Raw genomic sequence first — 16,912 nt, 5'->3', positions numbered from 1 at the left:
GATGAAAGCAACTTATCAGCTTATATGCTGGCGGCTAATGGAACCAACGATTACATCTGTTTAGATGCCGGTACATTGCACTATGGTATAAAAAAAGCCATTGAAAATAAGGTTTTCGCTGTGCCGCAGGAAAAAGTATTAAGGCAATACATCAAAGGATATTTCATATCGCATGCCCACCTCGATCATCTCGCAGGGTTGATCATCAACTCGCCGGATGACAGCACCAAAAACATCTACGGCTTGCAAAGCACACTCGAAACCCTAAAAACCCACTATTTTACCTGGGCAAGCTGGGCCAATTTTGCCGACCAGGGTGAAACCCCGATCCTAAAAAAATTCCATTACCAGGTGCTTAACCCGGGTTACGAAACGGCCATCGATAATACCAACATGAAAGTGCAGGCATTCCCATTGAGCCATTCAAACCTTACCAGTACCGCCTTTTTGATACATAGCAATAGTGCTTATGTTTTATATTTAGGCGATACCGGGCCAGACGAGATTGAAAAAAGCAGCAACCTGCAAAACCTTTGGCAAGCTATTACCCCACTGATTAAAAACAAACAGTTAAAAGCCATTTTGATAGAAGTATCTTTCCCTAATGGGCAGCCGGATAAAACGCTGTTTGGGCACCTTACGCCTAATTGGTTGATGACCGAAATGGATAAACTTGCCACCTTTACCGGTAAAACAGCGTTAAAAGGATTAAATGTTGTTGTTACTCATTTAAAACTACCTGTAAGCAATATCAGCAAAATAAAAACCGAGCTTAAAGCAGAAAATAAATTACAATTAAACCTAATTTATCCTAAACAGGGCAAACTTCTGAATTTTTAACGATCAGCCAAAACAAACCAAACCCATGAAAAATATTTTAAAAAAATGCCTGTTCTTTTTCTTCATTTTAAGCGTTAGCACCTCTTTTGCACAGCACCAGGGCAAAGTAATTGAAGAGCAAACGGTTAAAAGCAAGATATTGAAACGCAATGTAAAGTTTACCATTTACCTGCCTGCCGACTATGAAACTGCTAACCGCACTTACCCGGTTGTGTATCTTTTACATGGCTATACAGATGATAATACCGGCTGGCTACAGTTTGGCGAAATTAACCGGTATGCCGATAAAGCCATTGCCGACGGTACCATCCCACCGATGATCATTGTGATGCCAAATGCCGATTCGAGCTGGTATATTAACTCTTACGATGGTAAAGAAAAATATGAGGACTTTTTTATCAAAGAATTTATGCCGCACGTTGAACAAGCTTATCGCATAAAAACCGAAAAGCAATATCGCGGTGTGGCAGGCCTGTCAATGGGTGGCTATGGTACGCTGATATACGCAATTAAATATCCACAGCTGTTTTCGGCGGCAGCAGCCCTAAGCGCGGCTGTACTTCCTGAGGATCAGATGATCAGTCAGCCAGATGAACACTATGAAAAGGTCTTTGGCCAACTGTATGGTCGCGGGTTAAAGGGGAAAGACCGCCTAAGCAAAGCCTGGCAGGCTAATTCTGTTTTAGACCTGGTACAAAACAAAACCACAGATGAGTTGAGCAAAGTGCGTTACTGGATTGACTGCGGTGATGACGACTTTTTAACCAAAGGAAATTGCCTGCTGCACATCGCTCTTACCGAAAAGAAGGTGCCTCACGAATACCGTGTACGTGATGGCGCGCACAACTGGACTTACTGGCGTACGGGCATCACCAACGCGCTGGATTTTATGGGTGAAAGCTTTAGACAGAAATAGACTACAGATATGCAGATTTCTAAATACAGATGTGCAAGTTTAGCTGTAAATGATCTTAATACTAATTACTTGATACTGAATATGGCACAGGATTTTGAATTACCGGTTTCTGCGGATATCCTGAAAAGGTTATCAGGCCAGGATATTTTTATTGGGCAGTTTTTGAATAAAGTATTTGATGATAAACAAATCTATGATAACTTTTGCCGGGGCCTGGCATCCTATTTTTATGATGAAGGTGGTTCTCCGGAGGTACTTGAGTTTGATATCGTTAACGCAACTTTTAATGCCGATAGTTTAACAGGAACCTTCAAATGCAACTTTATGGTGCATTATTTTTTTGGCTGCAGCGATATTAAAAACGACAAACACGAAAATATTACCTGGAAATTTAAAATTGACCATACTAATCTAAACATAGCTTTTGTTGGGGAAGAACCCTGGGTAAGGGATGCTGATTAATAAATGTGCAGGTGTGTGAATAAAAAACAGTAAAATGATTTAACAAGCCAAATAAATCTTAATACTTGATACAAATGAAAAAAATTCTCCTGATCTGTTTCCTTTTATCAGCGACAACTGTATATGCGCAGAATATCCCTGTGGGTAAAGTGATAGAAGAGCAAAACGTTAAAAGCGATATTTTAGGGTATAACGTTAAATATGCTATTTACCTGCCGGCTGATTACGAAACATCAAACAGGAATTACCCGGTAGTATACCTTTTGCATGGATATGGTGACAACCAGACCGGCTGGTTACAGTTTGGCGAGGTTAACCGTTATGCCGATAAAGCTATTGCCGAAGGCAGGATTCCGCCGATGATAATTGTAATGCCCGATGCGAAGGCTACCTTTTATATCAATTCCTATAATGGTAAACAGAACTATGAGGATTTCTTTTTCAAAGAATTTATACCGACAGTTGAAAAGGAGTACCGCGTTAAAAACAGCAAAAAATATCGTGCAGTTGCAGGGCTTTCAATGGGTGGTTATGGCACACTTATCTATAGCATAAAACACCCGGATATGTTCTCCGCAGCAGCAGCCTTTAGCGCGGCAGTACGCAACGACGAAGATTTTATGGCAACAACCGATGCCCGCTGGGCAGAGGTATACAGCAAGGTCTTCGGACCAGATCTTAAAGGCGCTGAGCGATTGAATGATACATGGAAAAGCAATTCTATACTTGGCCTGGTGCAAGGTAAAACTACCGATGATCTTAAACAGGTACGTTACTGGATAGATTGCGGCGATGATGACGCATTAAGCAAAGGGAATTCCCTACTACATATTGCTTTGGTGGAAAAAAAGGTTCCCCATGAGTTCCGGATCCGTGATGGTGCCCACACCTGGACCTACTGGCGAACCGGCATTACCGACGCGCTGGAATTTATTGGCGATAGTTTCAGGCAAAAATAAGCTTGGGATAGATGTGCAAATTCCAGATTTCAGATGTACAGATTAGCCTCGTAGTCATTTATTGGAAATCATCATTTGCACATCTGAAATCTGCACATCTGCACATCCGGAGCTTACTGATCAGTTAGCAGATCGATACAATTTTTCCTGAGCGTTTCCAGGCGCGCAGGCAGCATATTAAGCGTTTTCTCATCTTTTAAATTCCTGTAAAGTACCTTGATAATTACCAGCGTATTATCGTCCGGTTCGCAGGCCTGGGCTTTTTCAAGGTGGGGCAAGGCAGCTTTTGCTTTGGTTATGTAGGCTGCATCAACAACTGTTTGTTTGCCGGAGATATCTTTAATATACAGGTAACCTAAAGCCCTGTGTGCTACATAATAATCCGGCTGGGAGGCAACAACCAATTTATAGTACTTAATGGCGTTTATACTTTGATCATCATCCTCATATAATTTTGCCAGGGAGTTATAAAAACTGGTGCGTACTTTTTGAGTTAATTTAGCTGTATCGGGCAGTATCTTCTCAGCAAGGGTCATTGATCTGGCTGAATCTGCATTCATCCGGGCTTCGTTAAAATCAATGTAGGTGTTATAAACCTCATCGGCAGTTTGCGCATGAACCAGCGTACTTGTGGCTATCGCAATTATTAATAACGGGATTTTTCTAAGCATATGATAGGTAACTAACCCTGATTACCCTTCGGCTTTAATACTAAATAAAAACACTGCCGATTCGCCCAAAATCACCTGGTCGCCCTCGCTCATGGGGTGGCCTATTTGGGTTGAGTTTAGCTTAATCGATTTATCATCCGCTGCAATATTGATCTTGGTTTTATTACGCGGGGGTACGCCTCCTTCATCAGCAAAGATCATAAAACACTCCGTATCCTTGTTCCACTCAATATGAGCATGCTGACGGCTGATGAACTTATTGCTTTCATCATTACTTACGGCTGGGAACACAATCTTATTCAGTCGGTATGATCCATTATCTGTCACCGCTTTTTTATCCCGGCCAATATTGATCTTGCCATCGGTTGCCTTAACTATATACTCCTCTTGCTCAGCCTCACCGCTCAATATCCGGATATAGGCTACTGCCGATGAAGCGTTGTGCGCAACCTGCCTGCGGGTATGCATCAGGAAAGCTGCATCAAGTTCCGGAATCTTAGAAGCTTCTGTGGGTAATACATCGGTAAAGATCACCTCTATCGTCCAGTCGTCAGGCAACTCAATAGCATAATCATCGGCTATTCTTTGGATCTCGTTACGAAAAACTTCTTTTTCGTGCACGTAAACCGCACCCTCATACAAATGTTTTTCCTCTGCAATTGGCGTAACATATAGCAACAACTCTTTAATATGCCTTCCCTCGCCGCCTTCTACCTTTTGCAAGGCTTCTTTTATAAAACGTAATAACGCATCGCGCAGGCTTTTTACATCCATCGGGCGCTTTTCGCCCCCGTTTTTACTAAAAAAATTAAATGCCATGTTCCATATTTTTATTGGTTCGCTTCTTCTGGTGCTTCTATCTCTACCGGAACTATACTTTTCATATAACCTTTCTTTAGCAGGAATGGGATAACATGCTTTCCCGCCAAATGAACTGCGTCTGATGATCCTTTAGTTGATTCTACACGGATACAAACAACCATATTACCTTTTCCGTTTGCCTCAGGTGCAAAAAAAACATACCAGCCATCGTTCACGCTTTTGTTTTTAACTATGCGCTCGGGCGTACCGCTTTTGCCGGCCACCGCTATGCCTAATATAGGCACTTTAGGTGCACTTTGGGTTATCATATATTGCCTTAGCAAACCTGCATACTCCGGCTTGTCAGTTAATTTGATACCATCTTTTACTGGTGTTTTTGTTTTGCCAATGTTGAGTACAAAACGGTTAGCCAACAGTATACCATTATTAGCCACACCTGATACCAGCCTTGCCACAGATGCGGGAGTAGCTATCAGCTCACCCTGCCCCCATGCCATGCCCGAGATCCCTTTGGCCCTGGTTTTATGAATATTGTTAGGATCATAGCGTGGCCGGGTATTAAATTCCGTTTTACGCCATAGGTTACGCCATTTTTCTTCCTGGGTATCATTGTCAGCAGGCTTATTGTAATAATAGCCTCCTACACCGTGCAAAAACATCCCTGTCTTCATATAAAGGTTAACCATATACTCTTCCAGGTGTTGTTGATTGGCCAGCTTAATAAAATATACGTTGTTTGATTTTGCTATGGCCCGTTCCATTGTGATCGTCCCGGTTTCATCCGGCTCAATGCCTTTTGTTCGGATGCGTTCCCCCATACTCACATGATAGGTAACTTTAGCAGCATCCATCCCCAATTTGTTAAAGGCCGACATAGCGGTCAATACCTTGGCTGTTGAGCCCGGTTGTGAGGCGTAGGTAAAACCAAGGTCGGTAGTGGTCATCCAGTTGGCTAATTTGTTCTGGTCGGCTTGCGACATGGTCAGCTGATCCCAATTATGCACGGGAGGCAATGGATATTGCGCAGATACCAGCACATCGCCGGTATTGGCTTCCATTACTACAACAGATACGCGATTATCATATAAGGAAGTATCTGTAGCTATAGATTGCTGGATGCTGGTCTGCAGATCGGCATCCATGGTTAGTTTTACATCACGGTTCCGGTTCTTGAACGCAGCTACTTCGGGTCCGTTAATATCAGTCAGCAGCAAAGGCGCCAATGCGCTATAATCTTTTTTAGCTACCGTCATTTCCTTAACGCCTCGTGGTAAAAACCTGTCTTCCTGAAAACGGGATGCCTTTACATTATAACTGGTAATGGGCATCTTAAAACCACGTAGTTCGGCGGCATGTTCATATTCGGCAAAATAGCCGTTGGTGCTGCCGTTAAATACACCGGTGTTTGCGTCGCCAGTCCAAAAAAACATTTGCTCCTCGAAAGGATAAAACCTTTCCAGTCGCTTATGTACAGCCGAATCGAGGTTATAATTCTTTATACCCGATGACGCTAATTTCATCCTTTGTTTTGAAATCAACTCCGGCTTGCTGGTTGCCAGTATCAAACCATTTCTATCCAGCAATGAACCAGCCTGCAGCTTGTTCATCAGGATGGCAATGCGCGGGTTATAGCTAAACATTCTCAATCCGCTTTTATCAGCAACCAAAGCTGGTTTAACCACCCATTTTTTATTGTCGGCACTATAGCGGGAAACGTTTACTGTTAACAAAACCACCCCGGCCAATGCAGCTGCCAATGCCGGCACCAGGTTTTTATCCTGTTGTTTGGTGATAAAGCTCATTTGCACCTGCGTACCTTTTACCATTGATACCGACAGTAAAAAACCAGTGGCCAATAAATTAATTACCAGCGATGAACCACCATAACTTTCAAAAGGCAGGGATACCCCCGATAATGGCAATGCACCGATAGACCCACCTGCTATTAGCAAAAACTGCACAAAGGTACATACACCAATACCTGCGCTGAGGTAAAAAAGTAGTGGCGTGCCCGTTTGCCGTCCGATGATAATAGATCGGTGCAGGTACAGTAAAAATAATATAAACACAGCTGCCATTCCTGCCCAACCAAACTCTTCGCCTATAGAAGGCAATATCATATCAGTATGCGCTTCGGGTATGGTTTTGGCAAAGCCCTGGCCTACACCCTCACCCGTTAGGCCGCCGCCAGCCATGGCCCACAGACCGTTGGCAACCTGGTCTCCACCGTACACCTCATTGTTCCAGGGGTCCTGCCAAATGGCTTTGCGCTCCACCAGGCGCTCAACCGGGCCAGGGATGATCTTATCCAACCCCGGAATTTTATCGATGGTTAAAAACGCGCTAACCACAATAAGCGCCATAATAGCCGATTCGCTCAGGAACCTTGGCTTTAAAAATCCGATCAAACCCAGTATACCAAAAGTGACGCCCGTACTTAGCCAAACATTGTCAAAAAACCAGGTGATCAACACAAATAAAATCACAAAACCGGCCATCGACAAAAAATCGCCGCGGGAGAAAGAAAACAGGATAATAAATGTGAAGCAGATAACCATTGCCGGGCCCAAATCGCCCAATACCAAAAACAGCAGCAGGGTTATAACGGTAGCTATTAAAGCAAATGAAAAAAACGACCAGCGCTTACCCCAACTGGCGTACTGACTGATGAATTTTTCATTAGCAGCGAAAAATCCCGCAAGGAAAATAACGATCAAATATTTAACAATCTCGCTCGGCTGAAATCCCAAAAGGTTAACCTTTACCCCGCTGCCCTCCGGACCCGTTCCAAATAAAATGGTGCTGAACAAAATGCCCATTGCCACAATAGCCCATGGCCAGCCATTAGCAGCACTACGCGCCTTTTTAAATATGAGCAACCTATACAACGCCGAGTCTGCAGTAAACCGTCGCAGGTTAATGAACAGCATAAGGCAAACAGCACCAACGCCCATACCTAAATACATAAGGGTGTCTTTGGCTAAAAACCTATCCCTTAATGGGTCCTGTAAACTCAATAATGTAAGGAACGAGATGCCGGTGAGCATCATTACCAATGGCAAAATCAATTGATCGGCCTGCGGATAACGGTAACTGAGGAGGATATGGATCAGGATGAACCCGGCAAAAAAGCTGGCTGCTATTATCCAGTACCAGCTATTAAAATCGTCAATTGTACGAACAATGAATGCCCCCTCCTTTTTCAGGATATTAAAATCACGAGTCGAAAGCAGTTTTATACTATGCGCCGATTGGAAAAAGTTGATAGTTTTATCACCACCCAGCTCTACAACCCCTTGGGATCGACCAAACTCAAAACCTGGTTGCAAGGGTAATAGCTCAAAGGCTTTATCTGTAGGCAGGTTTTTAAATTCATACTTGCCATTGGCATCGGAACGGGCAAAAGCAGTTAGTGATTGCAGCTGTCGCTTTTTATCGGCATTTAAAACATAAATTTTTTTGGTGGATGGAGAGTTTTCGGTTGTTGTATTTTTAGCGGCAGTTTCCTCGTCGGAGTAAATACTATCCTTAGGCAATATCATATTCAGCCTAACCAAAACGCCCGAAACAGGCTGATCTTTATGTTTGATAGTTCCCCTGATGCTATATTCACCCAGCCCCAGGTCGGTTTGTGCAGGTATTTCCGGCGGGTGATTTTTTTCCTGTGAAAACCTTACAGAATCATCACCGGTGTAGCCCAGCAACTCACGCGAATCCATAACCCTTTGTCTGAACAACTCGCCGCCCCGCGCAATGGCGTCATCGGCATTAACATAATACCTGCGTTTGTTGAGCTCACCGGCATTGTCAAAAGCCACGGCTGCATTTGCTTTACCCGCAATAATTGATTCGATGTAATCAACATCCCTGGGATCATCAAAATAGTACCCTTTTTTTAATAACGCGGCTACGTTTTTGGCGGGATTTGGCGCATTAAGGTTTACTATAGTACCATCAAGAAGCCGTTTATCTACATCAACAAACTTTTGCTGCAAAACGGTATAAAGCTTGCCAAACAACACAGCCAGCACAATACCGGTGAGCAGTAAAAACAGCCGTTCCATTCTCCTGCCCGGAGCATTAGGTGTACCCTTATCCATTATTTTTTGATGGCTTTGGGTAATGAATCTATATTGAACATACCACCAAACAACCTGCCCGAAATGTATTTTTTATTGGGGAAAATATAGGATGTTTGTACAGGCAATACACAGTTGTTAAACTGCACATATTTTAACACCAATGCATCATTGTGCGTTGCAACCGCCACCCGGAAACTTTCAAAAACTACACTATCCAACACCACATATTTGCTTTGAGGCGATAGCACTATCCCGGGGCCGTTGTAGGCAGAATCCTTTTTAAATACAATTTTACCTTTTGCTTTTATGTACAAACTATCCTTTGTAATGTAAATGGAATCGCTCAAAATAATAGGTTCCTTAAAGTCGGCATCCGAGAGTATAAGCGTATTGCCTTTTAATTTATTGAGGGTATCCTGTAGTTTTATTTCTCCCGCACTTTTCGGCTTCACGGTTTTAGTTGCTACAGCTGATTTAACGTCATCGTGCTTTAGTTGCTGGTTAAGCCAGTACTGCCATACAAATCCGCATAAAAACACCAGGAACAAAATAGAAAGCAGCACTACCGTTCCCCGGTTACTTTTACTTTTCACAGGTATTTTTGTTGGTCCGTCGGGCAGTTTGGGCTCATGTTTAGGGTCGATGATCTCCTCCGGCACCCTGGTAGCCGCCGCCGGACGGGTGGCGTTTTGCTGGCGCGGGGCTTTATCATTATGCGCAAGCACCACGGTCACGTTATCTTTACCCCCTTTGCTATTAGCTGCGTCAATTAGTTTCGCGCCTTTATCTTCTAAGGTCCCGCTGCCGGTTAAAATACCTTTTATCAGGTTTTTATCTACCATATCGGTAAGGCCATCACTGCAAACCAGCAGCATGTCGCCAGGTAAAAACGGCGAATGGCCTGTCTCTACAAAATCGGCATCCTTAACTATGTGCGGGTCGAAACCGAGCGCCTTGTTTATCTCGTTACGTTTGGGATGATCCATAGCGGCCTCTTCACTCAACCTGCCTGAATCTTCCAGGAAGCCCACAAAAGAATGATCTTTTGATATTTTGATGAGCGAATTATCGCGCAGCAAATACAAACGCGTATCGCCTACGTGGGCATAGTAAAACTGGTTGTTCTCTAAATCAATAACAGCAAGTGTAAGCACACAGGCCATGTTCGCCAGTTGTTTATCCTTTAATTTCCTTTCATAGATCTGCCGGTTGGCATTAACAAAAGTGTTCACCAGCAAAGGGGTTACGTCGCCGGCTATGTATGAAAGATCTTTGATGATGCACTCGCGTGCCATATCCGCAGCAACTTCACCACCTACATAACCACCCACACCATCAATAACGCAGGCAATGATAAAGTTGCCATCATCGGTTTTCTGGGCAATAAAGGCGTCTTCATTATTATCCCTTTGCCTGCCGGTGTCTGTTATCCCGAAAAAATTATTTGTCATGGTTTCTACTGGATTTTTTTATGTCGATAAAATGGGCCAGCAATAATAAAACGCATATTGCCAATAAGCCTATTGATAATATTTGTGACATTAGGCCTCGGGTTTAAATATGTTGATGCCGATAATACCATTCAGCAATATTTTTGAGTTAAAGGGCAGCTCCACCCATTGCGGCGAGTTTACATCGCTGCGGGTAACTTCCTGCTCATTAATCATGGTAAGCTCGCCAAAAGAGGATAAATAAAGCTTACCATCGGCCTTATTCATACGGATACGCAGGTGCGGTGTATTTACCCAATCGCTCGGGATCCTGAACACGGCTGCTTCTTCACGGGTTTCTTCATTGCCTGATACAACAATATCTTCGTTCTTCATCAGGAACTCCACCTTACGACCCACAAACTGCTTATCGGGCATAATAGTATCCAGCCGGGCCAAAACCTGTTGCCCAGGTTTTACCACATCCTTTTCATTATAATGCAGCTCGTTTGAGTAGGGTAGCTCGTAATAGCCCTCACTATAGTAGGTAAAGCCTTTCAGGATGTCGTTGCTGATATCCAGGGTTTGTGCAACACCCGTATGGCGGGGGATAAAAGTAACCCGCAGGTTCTCCTCCTTTTTATTACTGCCCGGTAATAATTTGCCTATAAAGCCTTTGTCGCCTTTGGCATAATCCGGGTGTGATACAAGCCTGAACACCCATTTGGAACTTGATGGCTCTACCTTTTTACCAACTTCCTGGTGTTCGCGCAATAACTCATAAAACTTTTTTACCGATTCATGCACGATAATACCAAAAAGCCCCGAGCGGTTAKTGATAAAATCCTGGTAGTCCTCTTCATTAAAGCTGATGATATATTCGTGGTAAAACACCACGCGATCGGCAAAGGAAAGCTGCCCAATTGATTCTTTGAATTTTTCGATAATGTACATGTAAACATCATCGGGCGTAAGTGTTTTATTATTTACTGCAGCTACCGCGGCGGCTTTTCCATTCGGTAGAAACCAGTCTTGCAGACCTATCTTTTGCCAAAATGTTGATTTAGATTCCATTCTGAGGATCTTTAGAGATTAACTATCTATTAACTAAAAACTCAATTTTGATGTATCGGCTGCCTTTACGCTATCGCGATAAAATTGCGGATCGCTTTTAGGTTTATGCCTCACTCCCCTGAGTATTGAATCTGCAATTGAATCCACCTCGGGCGGAATACCTGATGCATCATCATTATTATTAACCGGCTGATTTACATTGCTATCAGGCCTTACGCTGTCAATCTTTGCCTGTTTAGCAACACGGCTTAAAGTATCCCGTGGAGGTGGTGTCGATTTAAAAAAAGTATTATAAATGCCCCGCCGGTGTTTAATAGCCATAACAGAAGAAAAACCGGTAAGTACTACCAATAATACAATTAAACCTATAAATACCGGTTTGGAGATCCGCACTGCGTGCTTGCCAACAACAACAGGTGTTTCTGTACTATTGTTTATAACATGTACGCCCCTTGCACTTTCGGCCTCCTGGTAATAAAGCAGTAGTCCTTGCAGGCGTTCGTTTTCCTTCAATAATACCGATGCATTCCATGAATCATCGGCCTGGTTGCTGCTTACGGCGGCAATGCTGCTGTGTACCAGGGTTTCCTGCAGTTCCATCCCATTAGGAAAGCGATGCTCGGGCTCTTTCTCCAAACATTTTGAAACAATTTGCAGGAGCCATGCAGGCACTTGCATCTCGTGTTCCTTTTTCTTATCGGCCCAGCTGGCTGGCAAATTCTTTTTACGCAGCTCCATTACATCGGGCACCTGGTTATCCATGTGTGCCAGCATCACCGCATTACGGGCGGTTTCGCCATTATCGCGCAACGGGAAAGGTACCTGCCCGGCTATCAGCTCATAAAGAATAATGCCGTAACTGTACACATCAGTCTGGAAATACATCAGTCCCTCATTCTGCTCGGGCGCCATAAACTCTATAGCTCCCGCATGGCGGATACTGGTACGGCGCTGATCATCAGACATAGCCGAAAGACCAAAATCCAGCAGTACATAATTGCCTGTATGGATATTGAACTTTACGTTATTGCTTTTAATATCGCCGTGCTTTACCGAAACTTTGTGGCAGTGCGAAAGGGCATTGGCCAGCTGATCGGCCAGTTTGATGATCTCTTTAATGGTAAAGATAGGCTCGTGCGGTGGTTTCAGCAGATCTTCCAGATCGGGACCATCAATATACTCCATCTCGATAAAGGGGAACGAACCACTCTCGGTAATACCCGAATTTAATATTTTAACCACATTAGGGTTAGGTTCTTCGTTTACCTTTTTTAGTTTTTCAACCTCGTTTTGGAAATTTCTGAAATTTTTATCGTCGGTACTTTCGGTATGAATAGGGGTCGGCAATAGCTTTACCGCTGTGATGATGGGGCCATAACGCCGTCCTTTATAAACTGAGCCTTGGCCGCCCGTTCGCAAAGCCCCCATATTCTCCAAACCTTCAGTTATTGTAAATACTTTGCTCATTGATTATTCTTGCAGTGCTATAAGGTAAAATAACAATTAGTTAAACTTTGTTACCTCAACATAACGCACACATTAGTGTTTGGTTATAAAAATATGAAAATTTATGTGCAGATGCGCAAATGAAAAAATAGATGTACAAATTCAAATGTGCAGATTTCAAATTTCAGATGTGCAAATGAAGCCATTCGATAATCATCTGCATATCTGTAATCTGCATATTTCCACATTCGCAGCTCAGTCATCTGCACATCTGAAATTTGAAATCTGCACATCTATCTAACGATGATTTCATCTACCAATAACCACGCCTTTGCCCCCGCAATATACTCACCTGGCGGTATTATACCTTTATTAGTGCCCTTTACCCTGATGTACCGGGCTTGCAATGGTTTTATGCTGGCCCTAACAGCATTGATGCCATTGGCATTAAACGCAGTTTGGCGATAAACTTCAGTGTAGGTTTTTCCATCTTCGGATACTTCAAAGGTGAGCAGCGTTGGTTCCCACATTTTTTGCCAGTGATATTTTAAAATATTGATACCCAATTGTGATATTGTTTGTACCGAACCCAGGTCGACTATAGCATCCAGGTCATCGCCGCTGAAACCGTACCATTGCCCATCATTATATAATTTACTGCCGAATACACCATTTACCAGGCCGAAAGTATTACCCGGGTTATAGCCTCCCTGTGGCTGATTTGCAAGTGTTATAGTTTTGCCAATGGCTTTATGCAGATGGAAAGATTTTTCATACATCCGCCCGGTTACTTTACCATTGCTAAATACAGATGCTTTTACCGTCCCTGATTGTATAATAGCAAAAGGTTCATCGTACTTTTTGCTTTTTAAACCGGGAGTGGTTCCATCGGTGGTGTAAAATATTTTGCTGCCGGGTAATGTTGTGTTCAAGCTCAGCGATACCTGGTGATCTATCGTTTCAGTTACACTGTCGGTTATCTCATCAAAAGTATTGGCAGTGTTAACGCTTAGTCTTTTGAGCAGGGGCTGTTCAGATCTTAACCGTTTCAAAAATCCGGCATAGTCCTTATTTTCCTTTGCCGACCATCCTACTTCGGCTAAAGCCAGTACCCGGGGAAACAGTTGCCGCTCGGCCTGGGCAGGATTGGTCATGTACTCGCTCCAGGCATTGGCCTGTACGCCTTTGATGTATCTGGCTTCATCGCCGGATAGTTCTTTAGTTATGGGCTCATAATTGTAAACTTTGCTTAGCGGTGTGTAACCTCCACCGGCAATAGGTTCGGCGGGATATAATGACTGGTAGTAATCGAGATACACATACTTTTCGGGCGTCATAATAGCGTAATGGTGTTGTTTGGCTGCGGCAATGCCGCCCTCCTCGCCTGTCCAGCTCATTACGGTTGCGCCTGGGGTTAAACCCCCTTCCAGTATTTCGTCCCAGCCGATGATCTGCCTGCCTTTATTGTTAAGGTATTGTTCCATCCGGCCAATAAAATAGCTTTGCAGTTGGTGTTCGTCTTTCAAATGCTCATCCTTAATGCGTTTTTGGCATTTGGGGCAGGTTTTCCATTTGTTTTTGGGGCATTCATCGCCGCCTATGTGGATATATTTTGATGGAAAAAGCGGTAGTACTTCATCCAGCACATTTTGCAGAAAGGTAAAAGTTTGATCATTACCCGCGCAGTATACATCGTCAAATATGCCCCAGTAAGTAGCTGTTTTATAAGGTCCTCCGGTACAGCCCAATTGAGGATAAGCAGCCAGCGCCGCCAGTGCGTGCCCCGGCATTTCAATCTCGGGGATGATACTGATATGCCTGTCCATGGCGTATTTTACAACAGCCTTAATTTCGTCCTGCGTATAATAGCCGCCATAACGCTTGCCATCAAACAGGTGCGGGCTATCCCGTTTGTGGCCGATGATAGTTTCATCGCGGTAGGCCGAAATAGTTTGCAGCAGCGGGTATTTCTTTATTTCTATACGCCAGCCCTGGTCGTCGGTAAGGTGCCAGTGGAAGGTGTTGATCTTGTACAAGGCCAGCATGTCTATCCATTTTTTGATGGTTTCGACAGTGAAAAAGTGACGGCTTACATCCAGGTGCATACCACGGTAGGCAAAGCGGGGGTGATCTTGAATGGTACAGGCTTGTACGGTTATTTTGCCATTCGATGGTTTCAGCAACTGGATAAGTGATTGGAGCCCGTAAAATACACCCGCCCCATCGTGGCCCATAATGCTGATCTGCTTTTTAGTTACCGATAACCGGTACCCCTCGGGTTCAGTAACCTTGGAGGAATCTATGTTCAGGCTGATAGAAGCCGTGTTTTTAACCGGCAAACTAAACCCCGCAACCGACCGGAAATACTGCTTGAAGAACGCAAGATTATCGGCATTAATACCCTCACCAACAGCAATGTTAGTTGCACGTGAAAAGGTAAACACAGCACTGCTTTTTTTAACTTTATAAGGCTGAGGGATAATCCCCTGCTCTTTAATTTGTGCTGTTGCACTGCTGATGATGAATACCGGGACCAAGGTTTTAAAAAGAAACTTACAGGGCTTAAGCAGCTTTATCATCAGTATAGATTTGTAAAGCCGAATATAACTGATTATAGCGATGGTAGCATATTATACCCGAAAATTACAGGCTTCCGATAGCCTTACGGTAATTATTTATAGCGGTAACAATTGATCTTACAATTTCGTCCTGCCCTTCCGGCGAGTTGAGGTAATCCTCTTCTTCGGGGTTGTTGATAAAACCGGTTTCGATAAGCACGGCTGGCATTGCGCTGTGGGCTAATACCAATACGCCCTGCTCCTTTACACCCTCACTTTCACGGCCATCGGTATCGGTAAATTCAGCATTCACCAGGTCGCCGAAGAGGATACTTTGCTTGCGGTATTTTTGGATGTAGGCATTGAGTATGATGGCATTAGAGGGGTCGCTTTCATCATAGCTCTCGTAGTTTTGCTTATAGTCTTTTTCGATAAATATAGATGAGTTTTCCCTCACGGCCTCCTCCTGCTCCTTTAGCCTGTGGAAACCGTAAACCAGCATCAGTACGCCCTTGCGCTTATGAGCCGAAGCGGCATTACCCTCTGGCGATGAGTTACAGTGAATGGAAATAAACAAATTGCCATGCGCCTGGTTGCCTATATTCGAGCGCTGGTTGAGGGGGATAAAGGTATCATCGGTACGGGTCATAATGGTGGTTAAACCTTTGATCCCGGTATCTATGGCCATTTTTAGCTTTTTGGCAATGGCCAGTGTTACATTTTTTTCGACAGAGTAGGAACCGCGTGCACCTGGGTCTTTACCACCATGCCCGGCATCTATTATAACAGTTTTGAACCGGAACGTTGATGCTGCCGGGATGGTATCATTCTGTTGGGTAAACGAGCAAAGACAGAAAAACAAGGACAACAGTATACCATTTGCAGCTACAACACCGAGAAACCTTTTATTCAACTTCATTGTTTTACCGCCTTTTTGCTACATTTAGGGCATAACCCGGTTGCGGATAAGGTAAAACTCTGCGGTTTAAAGCCTGGGGGGAGCTTTATGGCGGGCAGGTGCAGATCATCCAGGCAATACACATTTTTGCATTGGGTACAGTTAAAGTGCAGGTGCTCATCGTGGTGGTGGGCTTCATCACAATTGGACGAGCAGAGAGCATAGTTAGCTGTGCCGTTCAGATCAAATACTTTGTGGATAATACCTTTTTCCTCGAATGTGTTCAGGATACGGTACAGGGTAACCCTATCGATATCATTAATCACGCTTTCCAGGTCGGGCTGGGAGGTGGCCGCGTTGCGGGACGACATCATGGACAGCACCCGGAGCCTGGGGGCGGTCTTTTTTAAATGATGCTTGTTCAGCAGGTCTTCAAAGTGAAAATTAGTGCGGGTTTGTGCCATTAGCCTTTCAGCAATATTATTGATGCAAATATATACAACGTTGCATTAAGGATGAAATTATAAGACCGTTGCGGATAATATATGTGGACAAGAAATATTCAAAAAAAATTAAAATTTAGCGAACTTTAAATGCATTTAATGAATATTAACAGGAGAAAAATCAAGAAAAATAATACTTTTTTCGAAAGCATCGAAACTCCACCCGATCACTGCCGGCAAATCTTATTTTCACTTAGAAGCTGTTTAAATTTGATTTATTAAGTGTTCCATTTGAGTGCAGTGGAACACAC

The 16,912-nt window shown here is 43.7% G+C and carries 13 protein-coding genes; 4 read left to right on the top strand and 9 right to left on the bottom strand.

Features of this window, described 5'->3' with window-relative positions; genetic code table 11:
- The 4 genes from AC1DPZ_RS09865 to AC1DPZ_RS09850 form a co-directional block, all read left to right on the top strand.
- Positions 1-840 (top strand): MBL fold metallo-hydrolase (locus AC1DPZ_RS09865; protein ID WP_477402803.1); only part of this gene is annotated, 840 nt, incomplete at its 5' end.
- A 25-nt stretch (positions 841-865) separates the two neighbouring features.
- Entirely contained in the window at positions 866-1,756 is an 891-nt protein-coding gene (locus AC1DPZ_RS09860; RefSeq protein ID WP_477402802.1) for an alpha/beta hydrolase, read from the top strand.
- 81 nt (positions 1,757-1,837) lie between these two features.
- Entirely contained in the window at positions 1,838-2,218 is a 381-nt protein-coding gene (locus AC1DPZ_RS09855) for a hypothetical protein (RefSeq protein WP_477402801.1), read from the top strand.
- 74 nt (positions 2,219-2,292) lie between these two features.
- Positions 2,293-3,177, top strand: a complete 885-nt coding sequence (locus AC1DPZ_RS09850) for an alpha/beta hydrolase (RefSeq protein ID WP_477402800.1) — start codon at positions 2,293-2,295, stop codon at positions 3,175-3,177.
- A gap of 113 nt (positions 3,178-3,290) precedes the next feature.
- On the opposite strand, the gene AC1DPZ_RS09845 is transcribed toward AC1DPZ_RS09850, so the two are convergent.
- The 9 genes from AC1DPZ_RS09845 to AC1DPZ_RS09805 all read right to left on the bottom strand — a co-directional run bounded on the left by AC1DPZ_RS09845 (position 3,291) and on the right by AC1DPZ_RS09805 (position 16,622).
- Complete coding sequence (locus AC1DPZ_RS09845; RefSeq protein WP_477402799.1) at positions 3,291-3,848, bottom strand: hypothetical protein; 558 nt, start codon at positions 3,846-3,848, stop codon at positions 3,291-3,293.
- Positions 3,849-3,869: 21 nt separating this feature from the next.
- On the bottom strand, positions 3,870-4,667 hold the full coding sequence (locus tag AC1DPZ_RS09840; protein WP_477402798.1) for an FHA domain-containing protein: 798 nt from the start codon (positions 4,665-4,667) through the stop codon (positions 3,870-3,872).
- A gap of 11 nt (positions 4,668-4,678) precedes the next feature.
- Positions 4,679-8,770 carry an FtsW/RodA/SpoVE family cell cycle protein gene (locus AC1DPZ_RS09835; RefSeq protein WP_477402797.1) on the bottom strand — a complete coding sequence of 1,364 codons (4,092 nt, stop codon included), beginning with the start codon at positions 8,768-8,770 and terminating at the stop codon, positions 4,679-4,681.
- Positions 8,770-10,203, bottom strand: a complete 1,434-nt coding sequence (locus AC1DPZ_RS09830; RefSeq protein WP_477402796.1) for a PP2C family protein-serine/threonine phosphatase — start codon at positions 10,201-10,203, stop codon at positions 8,770-8,772. Before AC1DPZ_RS09830 ends, AC1DPZ_RS09835 begins: the two co-directional genes overlap by 1 nt.
- Positions 10,204-10,293: 90 nt before the next feature.
- Complete coding sequence (locus AC1DPZ_RS09825; RefSeq protein ID WP_477402795.1) at positions 10,294-11,256, bottom strand: hypothetical protein; 963 nt, start codon at positions 11,254-11,256, stop codon at positions 10,294-10,296.
- 33 nt (positions 11,257-11,289) lie between these two features.
- Entirely contained in the window at positions 11,290-12,723 is a 1,434-nt protein-coding gene (locus tag AC1DPZ_RS09820) for a serine/threonine protein kinase (protein ID WP_477402794.1), read from the bottom strand.
- A 272-nt stretch (positions 12,724-12,995) separates the two neighbouring features.
- Positions 12,996-15,281: a glycoside hydrolase family 20 protein gene (locus AC1DPZ_RS09815; RefSeq protein ID WP_477402793.1), complete on the bottom strand. Its 2,286-nt coding sequence runs from the start codon at positions 15,279-15,281 to the stop codon at positions 12,996-12,998.
- Between the two features lie 64 nt (positions 15,282-15,345).
- Entirely contained in the window at positions 15,346-16,179 is an 834-nt protein-coding gene (locus AC1DPZ_RS09810; protein WP_477402792.1) for an N-acetylmuramoyl-L-alanine amidase family protein, read from the bottom strand.
- Positions 16,176-16,622: a Fur family transcriptional regulator gene (locus AC1DPZ_RS09805; RefSeq protein ID WP_477402791.1), complete on the bottom strand. Its 447-nt coding sequence runs from the start codon at positions 16,620-16,622 to the stop codon at positions 16,176-16,178. Before AC1DPZ_RS09805 ends, AC1DPZ_RS09810 begins: the two co-directional genes overlap by 4 nt.
- Positions 16,623-16,912 lie beyond the last annotated feature (290 nt).

The organism is Mucilaginibacter sp. P4_G9 (genome assembly GCF_056400985.1).
This window is presented reverse-complemented; position numbering and strand designations above follow the sequence as displayed.